This is a genomic window from Neorhizobium sp. USDA 3394 (assembly GCF_056280385.1).
In genome coordinates this window covers 300,859-318,160 of record NZ_JBWCDU010000002.1, presented here as the reverse complement: position 1 = coordinate 318,160, position 17,302 = coordinate 300,859, and the positions used below count along the sequence as shown (strand labels likewise).

Genomic DNA, 17,302 nt, shown 5'->3' with positions numbered 1-17,302 from the left:
GCGGCCCGGCACCCGGTTCACGGATAGGCGGTCGAGCCGTCCGGCTTGCGGGTGACCTTGCGCTCCCAGTGCACGTAGTCTTCCGTCTCCAGCACCTTCTCATCGATCTCGATGCCCCAGCCGGGTCGATCCGGGCGCAGGTTCATGTGCCCGTCCACCGGCAGATAGGGGTCGAGCGCCCAGGGCGCATGCACGTGCGGCTTGAACTCCAGGATCTTGAAGTTCGGCTGGGCGGCGCAGAAATGGATGTTCACGGCGGTCGCCAGCGGGCCCATCGGATTATGCGGCGCGATCGTCACGTAATGCGCCTCGGCGATGGCCGCGATACGGCGCATTTCGGTGACACCGCCGACGACGCAGATATCCGGCTGGATGATGTCGGCGCCGCGCGCGGACAAAAGCGCCAGAAACTCGAAGCGATTGTAGAGAGATTCGCCGGTTGCCAGCGGCACGGTCACCTTCGATTTCAGCTCCGCCCAGGCAGGGATATGTTCAGGCCGTATCGGCTCTTCATAAAAGAGCGGGTCATAGGGCGCGATCGCCGCCGCCAGTTGGACGGCCTGGTAGGGTTCGTAGATCTTTGCATGCGCATCGAAGGCGAATTCAAAATGCGAGGGGGTGATCTCGCGGATCTTGCCGAAATAGTCGCCGGTTTCCTTCACCAGTTCGCCCCAGCGGCTGTTGTGAAGATCGCGGCGGTAGGGGCTCAGCTTGAACGCGGTATAGCCGTAGTCTTGGTTCAGCCTGAGCGTCTGATCGAGCGCGTCCTGCGGATCGGGTGCGGTATAGACGCCGCAATAGACGCGGACGCGATCACGCACATTGCCGCCAAGCAGCATGTAGACCGGCAGACCCGCAGCCTTGCCGGCGATGTCCCACAATGCATGATCGATTGCAGAAATGGCGGCAAGGCCGAGCGCTCCGGGAGGAAACCGGCACTGTTGGTTGAGCTTCAGGACGAGGAATTCCACGCGGCGCGGGTCTTCTCCTTCGATCTGATGGAAAAGATAGTCGAGAAGCGGGGGGAGTGCCCAATCGGGGCCGTGATTGTAGCATTCGCCCCAGCCGGAAATGCCTTCGCTGGTCTCGATCTTAAGCAACAGGCGCGGACGGTCGTCCACGCGCTGCATGTATGTTTTTATTCCGGTAATACGCACTTTGGTTTCTCCGTCAGGCGACGAGCGCTTCGTTTTTGACCCGATCGACAATGCCGCGCAAAATGCGCCGTTCATCGCCGTCGAGAGCGACGACGCCCGGAATGCGGACCGGGCCGACATCGGTGCCAAGCATGCCGAGCGCTTCCTTCACAACGGTCACGTTGGCGCCATTGTTGTATTTGGTGCGCAGCATTTCGAAGCCGGCAATGCCGTCGATCAGTTGGCGCGCCGCCGCATAGTTTCCGGCCTCCAGCGCGCGATGGATCGCGTGCGAGCGTTCGGGGAATACGTTGACCAGACCCGAGGTGAAGCCCTTGGCGCCCATGGCGTAGAATGCCGGCGCCCAGCCTTCGGCGAGACCGCAGACCCAGATCGCCGGAGCGTCATGGGTGGCTCGAATGACTTCCGCCAGCAGCATCAGGTTCGACGAGGCGAACTTGATGCCGGCAATGTTCGGATGCAGGGCGAGTTTTCTGAAATCCTCGACCGAGAAGCCGTCGCTGCGCACATAAGCGATGACCGGTACGGTGCAGAAATCCGCCAGTTCCAGGAAATAGCCGGCCTGGTAGGACGGCCCGGCGAACGGGTCCATCGGATGGTGGCCCATGATCGCATCCGCACCTTCGGCAATCGCGTCCTTCGCAAGCGCCTTTGCTTCGGTCAAAGAGCGACCGACGGCAGCGCTCACCAGCGACTTGCCTTCGGCGGCCTTGATCGTGGCGGCATGCACGACGCGGACTTCGTCCATGGTGAGCGTGAAGAACTCGCCCGTATTGCCGGCCGCCATCAGGTTGTGCACCTTGGCGACCGCCAGGCGCTTGATCAGCGCGCCGAGCTTTTCGACGTCGACAGTCCCGTCTTGCCGGTAAGGCGTCACCGGGACACCCGAAATGCCGGTCAGCGCCTTTCTTACAGTCTGCAGCCTGTCATTCACGTCAGATATCCTTTTTGTTGCCGAAAACGATGTTCAGATAGGTTTCACCGGAGCGGACGACGTGGTTGCGCATCTGCCGCTCGGCGAGATCCGCATCGCCCGTGACGATGGCCTTGGCGATGGCGGTGTGCTCCTCGAGCGCTTTCTGACGTTCGGCGGGATCCATGTGGATGACGCGGCGGATGCTGGCGTCGTAGAATTGCTGCCGTTCAATCAATTTCGCCAGGTAACCGCAGCGGGAGCTGCGGTGAATGTGTTCGTGGAATTGCTCGTTGAGGGAAATCAGGCTGTCCGCATCTGCGGACGACGTCGCCTTGGCCATCAGATCGGCGATTGCCGTCAACTCGACGCCGGCCGGCTTGCCGATGCGCTTTGCGGCCAGGTGCGCGATCATCGATTCGAGCGCCGCGCGGGCGAGAATCATCTCCTCCGCCCAGCCCATATCGAACCGAATGATCACCCCGCGCCGGGGCAGAGCCTCGACCAGGCCTTCCGTCTCAAGCTGGCGCAGGGCCTCTTTGATCGGCGTCGTGCTGACGCCGAATTGCTCGGCGAGGCTGCGCTCGTTGACCTTCTCCCCCGTCGCGAACCGTCCGGCGAGGATGGCGGCGCGCAGGGTGCGATGGACGTGATCCCGCACCGTCATCTGAAATTTCGGGTCGATCTTCGCAAACGCTTCGGACCGTGGGCTTCCAGTTGGCTCAGGAATCATTTTTCGCGAAATCCGTTGACGAGGCAGTGAGAGTGTGGGATCTGATATACCAGACTTCAGATCTATGTCGATACGAAAATCTGTCGTCGATGCGATTTGAGGAGCCCCGGAGGAGGATTTTTATGCTCAGACGTCACGTCATTCTGCTTTCCAGCATTGCTGCCCTGTCATTGGTCGCGCCAGGCCTCACTTCGGCGGCGACGCCGAAGGATCAACTGGTCGTGGCCATGGACACTTCGTCCCTGCGCGGGGTTGACCCCAACGAGATCAACCAGCTGGAAGCCGCCGAGATCGTCGCCAATCTCTACGAGCGACTGATCGTCCTGCCCGCTGCCGACATTTCCAAGCCACAGCCGGGCATCGCCGAGAGCTGGACGGTTTCTCCCGATGGCAAGACGTTTACGTTCAAGATCCGCTCGGGCGTCAAATTTCACTCCGGTAACCCGTTGACGGCAAAGGATGTCGAATGGTCGCTGCGCCGGCTGGTCAAGCTCGGCCTCGCGCCCTCGACGGACCTGCGCCAGTGGGGCTTTACGGCTGACAACGTCGAGAAGCTCATTCGTGCGACGGACGGATCGACCGTCGTTGTCGAAACCCCGGAGGTCTGGAATTCAAACCTCATCCTCTATTCGCTCGCGAGTTTCTCCACCTCGATCCTCGACAGCAAGTTCCTTGCCGACAAGGACAAGGGCGGCGATATGGGGAGGGAATTCCTGCAGACCGCCGACGCGGGCTCCGGCCCCTATACGCTGCGGACGTGGCGCGTCAACGAGCTGATCATCGCCGATGCGTTCAAGGACTACTGGCAGGGCGAACCCAAGATGCGCCGCGTTTTGCTGCGCCACATCCCTGAATCGTCCGCCCAGCGCCTTCAGATCGATGCCGGCGACGCCGATGTGGCGACGCGGCTTTCGTCCACGGACCTCGGCGCGCTCGAAACGGGCGGCAAGGTGACGATCCAGAAGACCCCCGGCTTCGGCTTCTACTATCTGGCCCTGAACCAGAAGGATGAAATTCTGTCGAAACCGAAGGTGCGCGAGGCGTTCCGCTACCTGATCGATTATGACGGCCTCGCGGGCACCGTCATGAAATATTACGGCATCAAGCAGCAGACGATCGTGCCGGCCGGCCTGCCGGGCGCGATCGACAAGAACCCGTACAAGCTCGATATCGAAAAGGCCAAGCAGCTTCTCACGGAGGCCGGTTATCCGAACGGTTTCTCCAAGGTCTATTATGCGACGCCAGTGACGCCCGAATATGAAGTCGCCCAGTCGCTTCAGGCCAATGCCGCCAAGGCCGGCGTCAAGCTCGACCTGCAGGGCGGCGACCATATCGGCAAGTTCCGCAACCGCCAGTTCGAGATCTTTTCGGCCCGCTCGGGCGACCGTTTGCCCGACCCGCATGCGGTTCTGCAATCCTATGCGACGAACGCCAACAATACCGACGAGGCCAAGCTCGTCGGCCTGAATGCCTGGCGCACGGCCTGGGATGTTCCCAAGGACATCCAGCAGATGGTCACCGCCGCCGCGCACGAGACCGACCAGTCGAAGCGCGCCGGACTCTATACCAAGATCAACGAGGCCTATCTTGCTTCGTCGCCGGCCCTGGTCACCTCGTTCCTGCGCACCGACGCCAAGGCGGTTCGCAACGAAGTGAAGGGCTATATCGGCCACTCGACCTGGCTGACCCGCTGGGACACGGTCAACAAGGGCAATTGATCGCCTCTTCTAGGAACTGCGCAATTGAGCATGTCACAGACCATCGAAACGCGACGCGCGGGCAGCAGGAAGCTGCTGTCCGCCGGGCGTAAACTTGCCACGTCCCTCGCGGTGATCGCGACGACGTTGCTTGGCCTTCTGATCATCACCTTCGTCGTCGGCCGGATGATCCCGGCGGACCCGGTTATCGCCGTGGTCGGCGATCAGGCGGATCAGTCGACCTATGATCGCGTCTACAAGGAGATGGGTTTGGACAGGCCCATCTATGTGCAGTTCGGGTCCTATCTTGCCGATATCGTGCGCCTCGACTTCGGCCAGTCGCACGTCACCAAGAACCAGGTGGCAAGCGATCTCGCGCGGGTATTCCCCGCGACACTGGAGCTCGCCACGCTCGCGACGATCATCGGCGCAGGGTTTGGCGTTCCCCTCGGCATCCTGTCGGCGGTACGCAAGGGCACCTGGGTCGATCATCTCGCCCGTATCGTCGGGCTGCTCGGACATTCCACGCCGATCTTCTGGATCGGCACGACTGTGATCCTGATCTTCTACGCCAATCTCGGCGCCATTCCCGCCGGTGGCCGCATCGACATCTATAACGAGGGGCTTGTCGAAGGACCGACGAACTCGCTGATCATCGACTCGATCCTGGCCGGGGAATGGGACGTCTTCTGGAGCGCACTCCACCACGTCATCGCACCCGCGCTCATCCTCGGTTATGCGGCCATGGCCTATCTCAGCCGCATGAGCCGCAGCTTCATGCTCGAACAGCTCAGGCAGGAATATATCCTGACGGCCCGCGCGAAAGGCCTCGGCACGCGGCCGATCATCTGGCGCCACGCCTTCCGCAACATAAGGGTTCAGCTGCTCACGGTCGTGGCACTCGCCTATTGCGGCCTCCTTGACGGCACCGTGCTCATCGAAACGGTATTCTCCTGGCCGGGCCTCGGCCAGTATCTCACCTCCGCCTTGTTCTTTGCAGACATGAACGCGGTTCTCGGCAGCGTCCTGCTGATCGGCATCATCTCGATCGCGATCAACCTCCTGTCGGATATTGTCTACCGCTTCATCGATCCCCGAACCCGATGACCCAGGACCCCGGTACCGCCATGACCAAATCCGGTTACTTCACCGACCTCCACAACTGGCTCATCAACGAGGACTTCACCTCCACGAGACAGGCCAGGCTGCACAAGGCCTATGTGGCATGGCTCAGCCTGCTCGCAAACCCGCTGGCGTTTGCAGGCTTCGCCGTGGTCGTGACCCTCGTCATCATTGCCGCCCTGGCGCCCGTGCTGACGGTTTACGACCCCTACGGCCAGGACTTGACGATGGCACTCAAGGCGCCCTCGGCAAGCCACTGGTTCGGGACCGACGAGTTCGGCCGCGACGTTTACACCCGCATCGTCTACGGAGCGCGCACAACGCTCTACATCAGCATCCTGGTGACCGTCATCGTCGCTCCGATCGGCTTCGTGATCGGGGCGAGCGCCGGTTATCTCGGCGGCTGGGTCGATGTCGTGCTGATGCGCGTCACCGATATCTTCCTCTCCTTCCCCAGCCTCGTCCTGGCGCTGGCGTTCTCGGCAGCGCTCGGGCCCGGCATCGAAAATGCGGTGATCGCCATCGCACTGACCATATGGCCGCCGATCGCCCGGCTGGCACGGGCGGAAACACTGACCTTCCGCAATGCCGACTTCGTCGTCGCCGCAGAACTGCAGGGCGCGCGCATGGGCCGCATTCTGCTTCGCCATATCGTGCCGCTGTGTGCGCCGTCCATCATCGTCCGCCTGACCCTCAACATGTCGAGCATCATCCTCACCGCCGCCGGCCTCGGTTTCCTCGGCCTCGGCGCCCAGCCGCCCATGGCCGAATGGGGTGCCATGGCCGCTGCCGGACGCAAGTATCTTCTCGATGCGTGGTGGCTGACGACGATCCCGGGTCTTGCAATTCTGGTCGTCAGCCTGGCGTTCAATCTCTTCGGCGACGGCCTGCGCGACATACTGGATCCCCGCAATGCTTAAACCACCCGAAAACATCCTGACCGTTCAGAACATGTCGGTGGAATTCCCGACGCTGTCGGGCGTCGTCACCGCCGTGCGCAACGTCTCCTTCAGTGTCGGCCGCGAGAAAGTCGGCATCATCGGCGAGTCCGGCTCGGGCAAGAGCACGGTCGGGCGAGCGATCATGCGGCTGCAGCCGCCACAGGCGGTCGTCAAGGCCGACAGGCTCCAGTTCGAAGACATCAACCTGCTGACCGTGCCCGAAGAGCAGATGCTTTCGGTGCGCGGACGGCGGATCTCGATGATCCTGCAGGACCCGAAATATTCGCTCAATCCGGTCATGACCGTCGGAGAGCAGATTGCGGAAACCGTCATCCTGCATGAGCGTGTCTCGCGCAAAGAAGCGCGGCAGCGGACGCTGGCCATGCTGGAGCGCGTCAACATCCGCGATCCGCAGCGCGTTTTCGACCTTTATCCGCATGAGGTTTCCGGCGGAATGGGGCAGCGCATCATGATTTCCATGATGCTGATCGCATCGCCGTCACTGATCATCGCCGATGAGCCCACTTCGGCGCTGGACGTGACCGTGCGCCAGCAGGTTCTGTCGATCCTCGACGACCTGGTGACGGAGCGGAACCTCGGGCTGATCTTCATTTCCCACGATCTCAATCTCGTGCGCAGCTTCTGCGACCGCGTGATCATCATGTATGCGGGTCGAGTGGTGGAAACGATCGCGGCCGCTGATCTGGACGACGCACAGCATCCCTATACCCGCGGCCTGTTGAACGCGCTGCCGAGCCTCGACCATCCGCGCGATCGGCTCGAGGTCCTGCGCCGCGATCCGGCCTGGTTGGAGAACTGAACCATGACCATGATCAAGGTCGATCATCTTGCGGTTTCCTATGGCCACGGCGACAGCCTTCTCCGTGTCGTCAACGATGTGTCCTTCGAGGTTGCGAAGGGCGAGACATTCGGACTGGTCGGCGAAAGCGGCTGCGGCAAATCCACGGTCCTTGGAGCGCTTGCCGGCCGGAACCGACAATGGAGCGGCTCGATCCGCATCGACGACGAGACGATCGGCCTGAAACGCTCGATTTCGCAGCTCGCAAAGCAGCAGATGGTGTTCCAGGATCCGTTCGGCTCCATCCATCCCCGCCATACGATCGGGCGAACCTTGCTGGAGCCTCTCGAAATCCACGGCAAGGACAACCGGCAGGAGCGCGTCGAAAAAGCGCTCAAGGATGTCGGACTGCCCCTCAATTTCCGTTATCGTTTCCCGCACCAGCTTTCGGGCGGACAGCGGCAGCGTGTGGCGATTGCCCGGGCACTCATCCTGGAACCGCGGATCCTGCTGCTCGACGAGCCCACCTCGGCTCTCGACGTCTCCATCCAGGCGGAAATCCTCAATCTCTTGAAGGATCTGCGCGATCGGGAGAAGCTGACCTATATCCTTGTCAGCCACGACCTGGCGGTCGTCGCTCATCTCTGCGATCGCGTCGCCATCATGCAGAACGGTGGCTTCGTGGAGGTTGCGACCAAGGCGCAACTGCTCGCGGACATCGTCGCGCATCCCTATACCCGTGTGCTGATGGATGGCAGCAGAGGTTATGTCGCCTCAAGGCGCCCGGTTGATACTACAGCCTGAATGCTGGGGTTCATCCGGCGGCCGCCGGAAGCGGCAGCGGTCTCTTTGCAGAAATGCGCATGCTCTCCTCTTCTTGTCTCCCGGACATCGTTTGCCTTGCCGGCTTCTCCGCCGGCAGTCGTCACGGCAAAAGCGCGGGGGTCTCCAACCCGAAACGTTCGCCAAGCGTGGCGAACGCCTCCCGCGTTGCCGGATCCAGTGGAACGCCACGCCGTTCACGCTCTTCGGCGACCGCCCATTCGCGGTCGCCCGGTGCCATCACCCGCATGCCCTCGCGCGGCGGCGAAGAGCGCAACACCTCGACATACCGCTGCATTCCGGCGGTGAAGACGTCTTCCGGCACGAAAGCGCCGGGTTTCATGGCCAATACGAAAGCGCCAAGGGCGCGGGGCGTGGAAAAATCCGGACCGTTCATCGGCAGGAGGTCGAAGCTCAGCCGCATGCCCGACAGAACCGCACTCAGGATTTCCACCAGCCCCGCGAGCCCCGCGCCCTTGAACCCGAACTCGCCGCCGACCGGCGCCAGCATCTCCGCCAGCGACGGATCACGGATGTCGCGGCCCTCGACATCGGAGGCGACCCCCGCCGGGAGCTCGCGGCCGAGGCTGCGGTAGAGCTTGACGCGGTTATAAGGAATGGCGCTCGTCGCCATGTCGAGCAGCCAGGGCCTTTGTCCGGCAACCGGCACGGCAAACGCGATCGGATTGGTGCCGTGGAACCGCATCGCCCCGTCGTGCAGACGGACGAAACTGTCGGAATTGCAGAAAGCGGCGCCGATATACCCTTTCTGCGCCGCATCCAGCGCATAGGCGCCGGCCGGACCAAAATGCGAGCTGTTGCGGATCGAGACGACGCCGATGCCGCATGTCTCGGCAAGCTCGATCGCCTTGTCCATGCCGCGATAGGCGGCAAGCGCCCCGTGGCCGTGATCCGCGTCGAGCAAGGCCACCGCCGGCAGGGACTGCACCACCGTGATGTGCGGGCGCTTGTTGACGCGGCCGCCGGTCATCACGGTGATATAGTGGTCGAGCAGGCGCACCCCGTGGCTGTCCACGCCGAGCCGCGAGCCATGCATCATCGCCCGGGTCGCGGCATCCGCGGTCGCTTCATCGGTGCCGGCGGCGAGAAAAACCGCGCGGCAGAACCGCTCGACATCGCCGATTGCCGCATGGACCGTATCCTCGGTGGCTGAAATCTGGCTCAAAGCGTCTGTCCTCCGTCGATCACCAGTATCTGGCCGATCATGAATACTGCTTCGTCGCCGGCAAGAAAACCGCCGCCGCCATCTCGTCCACTGAACCCAATCGGCCCGCCATGCGCCTTCCTCTTCCACCAACGCAGGCGGAACGCGCGGCGCGCTACATGGTTTCGGAAACGGTGTAGCCGGTCAGCCAAGCCAGCAGCTCGCCGCTATCGACGAGCAGCAGATCAACGCCGACGAATGCCGTGGCGCCCCGGGCGTGTGCGATACGGTGATCGAACTCCGCCCGGGAGGGCATGATCAGGCAAGCTCGCAGATGTCGAGGATGGTCAGCATGTAGACGCGGATCATGTCGAGATAATCGACGATATCGACACGTTCGTCGGGCATGGTGTTGTAACGCCCGCCGGGGCCGCAGACGATGCCTTCCATGCCAAGTTCCTGGTAGAGGTGGCCGGCATCGGTACCGTAGAAGCGGGTCGGCGTGATCGCGCCGGTCGGCTGCTTTTCGCCGCGCACGGCTTCATAGGCCGCATTGATGGACTTGACGATGCGCGATGTCGGCGAGACCTCGAAGGGCGGCATGAGCGGGCGGCCCTCGATCAATTCCGGAACCAGCTTTGCCTTCAGGCCGGGGAAGCGGCCTTCGAGAGCCACAAGTTCCCGTTCGAGATCGGCGAGCACACCCTCCTGGGTCTGGCCCGGCGCATAACGGCACGAGCCCTTGAGGCGAACGAAATCTGCCACCTGCGGCGGACGCCATTCCTCAAGGCCGCGGCCGAGCGCACCGTGAACCACGCCGACATGACCGCGGTTGATCGACCGGTGCACGTCGCTCCTGGCGCCGCTGAAGGTCATCGCATTGATGCGCGGGATGATGTCACAGGCCGCCGCGATCGCATCGACGGATTCTTCACGCTTGGACAGATGGCGGGTGTCGCCCGTCAGTTCGATCACGTAGCTGAGGGCCGCCGCATGCATTGTGACGGCGACCAGATCGCTCGGCTCGCTGTTGATGAAATAGTCCGCCTTGACACCGTGTTTGATCGCCGCAAGCGTGCCGACGCCGCCCTGCAGTTCGCCAACCACGAAGGTCAGGATGACGTCGCCCTTGAGCTTGACGCCGGCATCGAGCAGCGTCTTGACCGCGCAGAAATAGGCGGCATCGCCGGCCTTCATGTTCGACACGCCGATACCATAGATGAACTTGTCATCGATCAGACCGGCATAGGGATCGACCGTCCAGCCTTCCGTCACCGGATTGGTGTCGAGATGACCGTTGAACAGCAGGCTCTTGCCACCGCCAGTGCCTTTCAGCCGTCCGATCGTGTTGAAGCGCCGGCCTTCATCAAAGGGCTGCAGTTCCGCTTCGACGCCGATCTTTTCCAGTTCACCGGCCATGTAGCGCGCAAGATCACGTTCGCCGTCGGTTTCCGAATGGCTCTTGTGCTGGACCAGTTTCGACAGGAAATCGAGGCAGGCCTTTTCGTCGATCCGATCCACCAGGGACTTCGGGTCCATTGTCATGCTCCTTGATGCATTGTCACAGGTATTGGCCGGCTGGGCGCGGTACCGCCTCGATCAGGCGGCGGGTATATTCGGCGCGATCCGGGCTATCGATATCCGCAGCCGGTGCGATTTCGACCAGATTGCCGCGATACATCACGGCGATCCGGTGGGCGATCTGGCGGATAAGGTTCAGGTCGTGGGTAATGAAAAGGTACGAGGCACCACTGGTCTTCTGCAGCTCCAGCAGCAGCTGGACGACGGATGCCTGAACCGATACGTCGAGCGCTGAGGTGATCTCGTCGCAGATGACCAGTTTCGGCTTCGAGGCAAAGGCGCGAGCGATCGCCACGCGTTGTTTCTCGCCGCCCGACAACTGATGCGGATAGCGCTGGGCATGGGTGCGTGGGAGGCGCACCTGCTCCAGCATGTCGCCGACCTTCTGGTCGAGATGAGACGCGTCCCCGAACAGCTTTAGCGGCCGCGACAGGATCTCGCTGATCTTCTGGCGGGGATTGAGCGAGGCGTCGGGGTGCTGGAAGATGATCTGCACGTCCTTGCGATAGGCATTGTCCATGTCGCCAAGGTTCCTGATCTCGCGACCGTCGAACCAGATCCTGCCCTCGAAGCGGTTGAGACCGGTCATCGCCTTTGCCAGTGTCGACTTGCCGGAGCCGGACTCACCGACGACGCCGAGAATCTCGCCCGGATTGATACTGAGGCTGATGGCATTGTTGCCGGCGACACGTTCCGTCTTGCGGCCGGTGATCGCTGCCAGGAACGGCCTGCGGCCATAATGGACGCTGACGTTTTCGATCCGCACCAGCGGCTTGCCCGTTTCAACGACCGTGTCGCCGACAAGCCTGTGGGCCGGATCGGGAACCGCGGCAATCAGCTCGCGCGTATAATCCTGCTGCGGCCTGGCAAAGATGTCACGCACCGCACCCTGCTCGACGATCTCGCCGCGGCGGATGACCGCGACGCGGCTGGCCGTGCGCGACACCAGCGCCAGATCGTGGGAAATGTAGAGCGAAGCGACGCCGGTCTCGGCCTGCAGTTCCACGAACAGGTCGAGGATCTGGCACGAGGTGATGACGTCGAGTGCCGTCGTCGGTTCGTCGAAGATGATGCATTCCGGATTGCACGCAAACGCGGATGCGATGACGACGCGCTGCTTCTCGCCGCCCGATGCCTCGTGCGGCATGCGGTTCATCATCGCTGCCGGCGTCTTCAGGCCGACGCGGTCGAGCATCGCCTCGCCTTCCTTCCATGCCTGCTGCCGTGTCAGCCCGCGGTGACGGACGAGCACTTCGGCCAGCTGGGTTCCGAGCGACAGCGTCGGGTTGAGCGACGTGCTCGGGTCCTGGAACACCATGCTGATGCGCCGGCCGCGAAAGGCCTCGATCTGGGCATCGGTCTTTTCGAGCAGGTTCTCGCCGCTCAGCAGGATGCGACCGCCCGGTTCGCGGGCGTTCTTGGGCAAATAGCGCATGATCGACCAGGCAAGCGAGGTCTTGCCGGAACCGGATTCGCCGACCAGGCCGAGGATCTCGCCGCGGTGGACGGCAAGATCGATGTTCCTGAGCGCATGGAAGACGCCGGAGGCCGTGTCATAATCCAGCGAGTAGTTCTCGATCGCGAGGACCGGAGTTTCTGGTGTCGTCGTCATGGTCGTGGCCTCAGGTTCGCGGATTGAGGGCATCGCGAAGACCGTCGCCCAGAAGGTTGAAGCCGACGGCGACGATGGCAATCGCCACGCTCGGCCAGATCAGGATACCGGCACTCAGGTGCATGTAGCGGCGTGCTTCCGAGACCATCAGGCCCCATTCGGCGGCCGGCGGCTGCGCGCCGAGGCCGAGAAAACTGAGCGTCGCAAACAGCATGACCGCGAAGGAGACGCGGATGGTCATTTCGACGATGATCGGTGCAATCACGTTCGGCAGCATTTCCCGCAGGATGATGTAACCAGAGCTTTCGCCACGGGCGACAGCCGCATTGACATAATCCTGCTTGCGCACCGACAGCGCGACGCTGCGGGTGATGCGGGCCATGCCCGGCGCGAACGCGATGGCAACGGCGATCAGCGCGTTGACCGTGCTGGAACCGAGGAGATTGACGACCAGAAGCGCAAACAGCAGGCTCGGGATCGACATGACGGCATCGATGGTGCGCATGATCAATTCGTCCGCCCGACCGCCGAGGAAGGCGGAGGTGGTGCCGATGAAGGCGCCGATCAGCGTGCCGGCGATGGTTGCGAGTACGGCCATGACGACGGTGGCGCGGGCGCCGATCAGCAGGCGGCTGAAAATGTCGCGGCCGTATTGGTCGGTTCCCAGCCAATAGGCAGCGCTCGGCCCCTTGTAGCGCGCCAGGGGAGAGAGGGTTTCAGGGTCGTACGGCGCGAGCATTGGCCCCAAAAGCACGACCACCAGCACCAGAAGGACGAGGAACATGCCGATGGCGCCCTGCGGCGTGCGCAGCAGGCGTTTGACGAAATCAGTCATACTGGATCCTCTTGTCGAGCAAGGCATAGAGGATGTCGGCGATGAAATTGACGATCGAATAGGTGGCCGCCATGATCAGTACGCCGGCCTGGATGGCCGGCAGATCGCGCGCCTGGATGGCGACGATCAGCTGGCGGCCGATGCCAGGGATCGCGAAGATCTCTTCGACGACGATGACGCCACCGAGCAGGTAGCCGACATCGAGCGCAACGATGGTGATCGTCGGCAGCAGCGCATTGCGCAGCGCGTGGCGACGAAGCACCGTTCCGCGTGAAATGCCCTTCAATCGGGCGGCGCGGATGTAATCGGTGTGCAGCACATCGACGAGTTCCGAGCGGATCATGCGCGAGACGTGGGCGATCAGGATCACCGAGATAACACAGACCGGAAGGACCAGATGGGCGATGCCGCTGGTGAAATTTTCCGTGAGCGGCACATATCCGGTCGGCGGCAACCATTTCATCAGGTCCGCAAAGACGAGGACGGCGACGGTGGCGGTGACGAATTCGGGAAGCGCGACGCCGGCATAGGAGATCAGGCTGACGATCATGTCGGCGATCTTGCCGCGGCGGACGGCGGCGATGATGCCGAGCGGAATGGCGAGAACCAGCATGAGGCCGATCGACAGGAAGGCCAGAAGCAGCGAGCGGCCGAGAGCTTCGAGCATGACCGGACCGACGGGCTGGCCGGTCCGCAGCGAGGTGCCGAGATCGCCCCGCAGCACGTGGCCGAGCCAGGATGCGTATTGCTGCCACACGGGGGCATTGAGCCCCATGTTTTCGCGTAGCGCAGCGAGGGCTTCCTGGGTCGCATTCTCACCCAACATCATGACGGCGGCATCGGCCGGCAGGACCTGCGTGATGGCAAAGACGATGAGCGATACGATGAAGAGCGTATAGACGATCATCACCAGCCGCTTGGCAACATAATTCGGGGACACGATCGTGTTCCTTGTTCGAGTAGCCGGACGCTCCTCGAGCGTCCGGCATTGTTCGGGGTCAGCCGCGTTTCGGCGCCTTGTCGGTCAGGGACACATGGTCGAGGCGGAAGACCGAGGCGCGCGGATGCGCCTGGTAACCGCTGACCCAGCTGCGCTTGGCCGACAGTACGTCGAAGAAGGACGGGATGATCGAGGGGACTTCCTCGTTCATTAGCTGCTGGGCCTTGGTATAGAGCTCTGTCCGCTTGGCCGCGTCGATCGTGCCGCGGGCTTCGGCGACCAGGGCGTCGAAGGCCTTGTTGTTCCAGCGCGTCTCGTTCCAGGAGGCATCCGAGGTGTAGAGAAGCTTGAAGATTCCGTCCGGTGTCGGCTGCATGTTGTAGAAGCCCACGTAGAAGCTGCCCTTCTTCCACACCTGCTCCAGATAGGTGGCATGCGGCATCGTCTGGACATTGATGGTGATGCCGGCTTCCTTGGCCATTTCCTTGAGGGCGACGGCAAGCTGGGTGCGCACGGCCGGGCGATCGGAGGCGATCAGTGTGGCCTGCAGGCCATTCGCAAAACCGGCTTCCGCGAGAAGCTTCTTGGCTTCGCCGATATTTTTCTGACGCTGCTTGGTCGCCTTGAAGAACTGGTAGGACGGGTTCAAAGGCGTGTCATTGCCCGGCGTGCCAAAACCTTCGGTCACAAAATTGACCATGGCTTCGCGATCGACGGTCAGCGCAATCGCGCGACGGACGCGCGGGTCGTTGAACGGCGCGGTGTCGCAACCGAAGTTGATGTTGCAGAACTGGCCGGAGGGGGTGCGAAGCACCTCGACACCGCTATTGCTGTCGAGACGCAGGTATTCGGTGGGCTGGAGCGTCGAGATGATGTCGATATTGCCGGCGATCATCGCCGAACCTTCGGCGGAAATGTCCGGGAACACCTGGATCTCGACACGATCGAGATAGGGGCGTGCCGGGTCGTAGTAGTTCGGGTTGCGTTCGACGACGATCAGACGGTCAGGCTCGTAGGAGACCAGCTTAAACGGGCCGGTGCCGACCGCCTTGGTGGAGAGGCTCTTGAGGTCGCCGGTAGCGATCGAGGCCGGGATGATGCGGGCGGTGGTATAGGCCATGGCGACAGGCAAGTCGGCATAGGCGACCGAGAGCTTGAACATCACCGTCGCGTCGTCCACGGCGACAATGTCTGAGATCGGGCCGACATTGTTGCGGCCGGGCGACGCGGTTGCCGGATCGAGGATTGCCTTGAAGGTCGCCACGACGTCCTTTGCCGAAAACGGCGAGCCGTCATGGAATGTCACGCCCTTGCGCAGCTTGAACGTCCATTCGGTCAGGGCGTCATTGGGCGTCCAGCTTTCCGCCAGATCCGGCTCGACCGACATGTCGACCTTGAGGCGCGTCAGGTTGCTGTAGAGCAGCTCGGTCACCAGGTATTCCGGGTTGACGCGGGTCAAAAGCGGATGGATGACACTTGCCGCCTGGTCAACGGAGATCCGCAGCGTACCGCCCTTGACCGGTTTTGTGGCCTGGGCCAGGCCAAGCGCCGGCGCGGCAAAGACGGCGGCGGTGCCGGCGAGGAAGATGCGACGTTTCATTTCCAGCATTTTTCAGTTCCCTTATGGTTCAAGCGCGGTTTTCAGGAATGGAGTCGGCGGCAAAGTCCGCCGCGAGATAGGCCAGTATGCTTTGCGCCAGGGCGATGATGTCCTGGCGGGTCGTATGCTCTTCGGGACTGTGGATGCAGCTTTCCGGGCGGCCGAGCCCGCCCAGCAGCACTTCCTGCGCAAAGCCGGACTTCTGCACGTAGCCGAAGTCGGAGCAGCTTGCGGCGCCCCATTTTTGAAAGTCTTCCGGCTTGTAGCCGAAGCCCCGCGACAGCGCTTTTTGCCAGCGTGGCCAATGGGGACCTTCCGGATCGTCCGTGGGGATGAGGTGGCCGACAAGATCAATTTCAAGCCCGAGCCCCGAGCTGGCGACGCTGTCGCGGACCAGGTTTTCGATCTCGGCGCGTGCATCCTCATAGCTTTCTTCCGGAGCGTAGCGCCGGCTCACGAGAATCTTGATCTCAGCCGGGACCTGGCCGCCGGCAGTGCCACCGTTCACGGCCGAAATGGAAAGCTGGGGTCGCAGCGGGCCCGATGCGTGCGGCGGCGGCGTCAGCGCGGATGCCCGGCTGGCCACGTCCGGCTTCAATGCCGTCAAGGCATTGAGCAAGGGCAAGGCGGCTTCGATAGCATTGATGCCGGTACCCGTGCGGTTTCCCTCTCCCGCATGAACGGCGTGCCCCCTGATCGTCACCTGCAGGTGGAAGACGCCGAAGCAGCCAGCCCAGATGCGCGGCGCCGCGGACCCGTTGAAATTGAGGATATGGCCTTTCAGCATGCCCTGCTCCGCCAGATAGCGAATGCCGGGATAAAGGCCGCCCTCCTCATCGGTGCAGAGGAGCAGCATCGGATCGTAGGAGAGCGGCAGACCGCATTTTTGGGCGGCCCGCAGTGCCAGCAGGGTTGCGGCGATCGTGCCCTTCATGTCGGCGGCGCCGAGCCCGAACAGGTCATCACCCTCGACCGTCAGCTTCAGCGGATCACGGACCCAGCCCGGCGCGACCGGAACCGTGTCGACGTGATAATAAAGACCGCAGACGGGCTTTCCCGTGTCGCGGGTGGCCACGAGATTGGTCCGCTCGCCAGACGCCGGACCACCGGCTACGTACCAGAGATCACGCGGCACGACGACCCGCTCGAACTCAAACCCCAGCGGCGCCAAAAGCTCGGTCATCAGGTCGGCGAAAGCGTCATAGCCCAGACCCGGCGGGAACGAGGTGTCAACTTTAATCATCCGCGCCAGATCATCGACAGCAGCCTCGACATCCAGCTCAATCGCTGCCATGGCAGACTGAAAGACCTGTTGCGAAGATACTGGCGGCTGCGTGTTCATGGCAGTGTCCTCGGTACCCGTCACGCCAGCCTCCTCAGCTTGC

The 17,302-nt window shown here is 62.6% G+C and carries 16 protein-coding genes; 5 read left to right on the top strand and 11 right to left on the bottom strand.

Features of this window, described 5'->3' with window-relative positions:
• Nucleotides 1–17: 17 nt before the first annotated feature.
• The 3 genes from ACZ9EJ_RS23000 to ACZ9EJ_RS22990 are packed head-to-tail and all read right to left on the bottom strand — an operon-like array spanning nucleotide 18 to nucleotide 2,803.
• Nucleotides 18–1,157, bottom strand: coding sequence for a mandelate racemase/muconate lactonizing enzyme family protein (locus ACZ9EJ_RS23000; RefSeq protein ID WP_046633269.1), 1,140 nt, complete (start codon nucleotides 1,155–1,157; stop codon nucleotides 18–20).
• Between the two features lie 13 nt (nucleotides 1,158–1,170).
• Complete coding sequence (locus ACZ9EJ_RS22995) at nucleotides 1,171–2,091, bottom strand: dihydrodipicolinate synthase family protein (RefSeq protein ID WP_255743190.1); 921 nt, start codon at nucleotides 2,089–2,091, stop codon at nucleotides 1,171–1,173.
• Nucleotide 2,092: 1 nt separating this feature from the next.
• Nucleotides 2,093–2,803 (bottom strand): GntR family transcriptional regulator, encoded by a 711-nt coding sequence (locus ACZ9EJ_RS22990; protein WP_046633267.1) that lies wholly within the window; start codon nucleotides 2,801–2,803, stop codon nucleotides 2,093–2,095.
• A gap of 122 nt (nucleotides 2,804–2,925) precedes the next feature.
• Here ACZ9EJ_RS22990 and ACZ9EJ_RS22985 point away from each other — a divergent pair, with 122 nt between their 5' ends.
• The 5 genes from ACZ9EJ_RS22985 to ACZ9EJ_RS22965 are packed head-to-tail and all read left to right on the top strand — an operon-like array spanning nucleotide 2,926 to nucleotide 8,166.
• The gene (locus ACZ9EJ_RS22985; RefSeq protein ID WP_046640606.1) at nucleotides 2,926–4,521 is read left to right on the top strand and encodes an ABC transporter substrate-binding protein; all 1,596 of its coding nucleotides are present in this window, start codon (nucleotides 2,926–2,928) and stop codon (nucleotides 4,519–4,521) included.
• Nucleotides 4,522–4,545: 24 nt separating this feature from the next.
• Nucleotides 4,546–5,607 carry an ABC transporter permease gene (locus ACZ9EJ_RS22980; protein ID WP_080955736.1) on the top strand — a complete coding sequence of 354 codons (1,062 nt, stop codon included), beginning with the start codon at nucleotides 4,546–4,548 and terminating at the stop codon, nucleotides 5,605–5,607.
• Complete coding sequence (locus ACZ9EJ_RS22975; RefSeq protein ID WP_251090134.1) at nucleotides 5,604–6,542, top strand: ABC transporter permease; 939 nt, start codon at nucleotides 5,604–5,606, stop codon at nucleotides 6,540–6,542. Before ACZ9EJ_RS22980 ends, ACZ9EJ_RS22975 begins: the two co-directional genes overlap by 4 nt.
• The gene (locus tag ACZ9EJ_RS22970; protein WP_251090135.1) at nucleotides 6,535–7,383 is read left to right on the top strand and encodes an ABC transporter ATP-binding protein; all 849 of its coding nucleotides are present in this window, start codon (nucleotides 6,535–6,537) and stop codon (nucleotides 7,381–7,383) included. Before ACZ9EJ_RS22975 ends, ACZ9EJ_RS22970 begins: the two co-directional genes overlap by 8 nt.
• Before the next feature lie 9 nt (nucleotides 7,384–7,392).
• Nucleotides 7,393–8,166 carry an ABC transporter ATP-binding protein gene (locus ACZ9EJ_RS22965; protein ID WP_476100493.1) on the top strand — a complete coding sequence of 258 codons (774 nt, stop codon included), beginning with the start codon at nucleotides 7,393–7,395 and terminating at the stop codon, nucleotides 8,164–8,166.
• Nucleotides 8,167–8,287: 121 nt separating this feature from the next.
• Here ACZ9EJ_RS22965 and ACZ9EJ_RS22960 read toward each other — a convergent pair whose 3' ends face one another.
• The 8 genes from ACZ9EJ_RS22960 to ACZ9EJ_RS22925 all read right to left on the bottom strand — a co-directional run bounded on the left by ACZ9EJ_RS22960 (nucleotide 8,288) and on the right by ACZ9EJ_RS22925 (nucleotide 17,259).
• A complete protein-coding gene (locus ACZ9EJ_RS22960) occupies nucleotides 8,288–9,361 on the bottom strand; it encodes an Ldh family oxidoreductase (protein ID WP_046640641.1) in 1,074 nt (357 codons plus the stop codon).
• 163 nt (nucleotides 9,362–9,524) lie between these two features.
• Nucleotides 9,525–9,665 (bottom strand): hypothetical protein, encoded by a 141-nt coding sequence (locus ACZ9EJ_RS22955; RefSeq protein WP_476099902.1) that lies wholly within the window; start codon nucleotides 9,663–9,665, stop codon nucleotides 9,525–9,527.
• Nucleotides 9,666–9,667: 2 nt separating this feature from the next.
• Entirely contained in the window at nucleotides 9,668–10,888 is a 1,221-nt protein-coding gene (locus ACZ9EJ_RS22950; protein ID WP_046640603.1) for a M20 family metallopeptidase, read from the bottom strand.
• Nucleotides 10,889–10,910: 22 nt separating this feature from the next.
• Nucleotides 10,911–12,542 (bottom strand): dipeptide ABC transporter ATP-binding protein, encoded by a 1,632-nt coding sequence (locus ACZ9EJ_RS22945; RefSeq protein ID WP_046640602.1) that lies wholly within the window; start codon nucleotides 12,540–12,542, stop codon nucleotides 10,911–10,913.
• A gap of 10 nt (nucleotides 12,543–12,552) precedes the next feature.
• Complete coding sequence (locus tag ACZ9EJ_RS22940; protein ID WP_046640601.1) at nucleotides 12,553–13,377, bottom strand: ABC transporter permease; 825 nt, start codon at nucleotides 13,375–13,377, stop codon at nucleotides 12,553–12,555.
• Complete coding sequence (locus tag ACZ9EJ_RS22935; RefSeq protein WP_046640600.1) at nucleotides 13,370–14,317, bottom strand: ABC transporter permease; 948 nt, start codon at nucleotides 14,315–14,317, stop codon at nucleotides 13,370–13,372. Before ACZ9EJ_RS22935 ends, ACZ9EJ_RS22940 begins: the two co-directional genes overlap by 8 nt.
• A gap of 58 nt (nucleotides 14,318–14,375) precedes the next feature.
• Nucleotides 14,376–15,926, bottom strand: coding sequence for an ABC transporter substrate-binding protein (locus ACZ9EJ_RS22930; protein WP_046640599.1), 1,551 nt, complete (start codon nucleotides 15,924–15,926; stop codon nucleotides 14,376–14,378).
• A 19-nt stretch (nucleotides 15,927–15,945) separates the two neighbouring features.
• Complete coding sequence (locus ACZ9EJ_RS22925) at nucleotides 15,946–17,259, bottom strand: M20/M25/M40 family metallo-hydrolase (protein ID WP_046640598.1); 1,314 nt, start codon at nucleotides 17,257–17,259, stop codon at nucleotides 15,946–15,948.
• Between the last annotated feature and the right edge of the window lie 43 nt (nucleotides 17,260–17,302).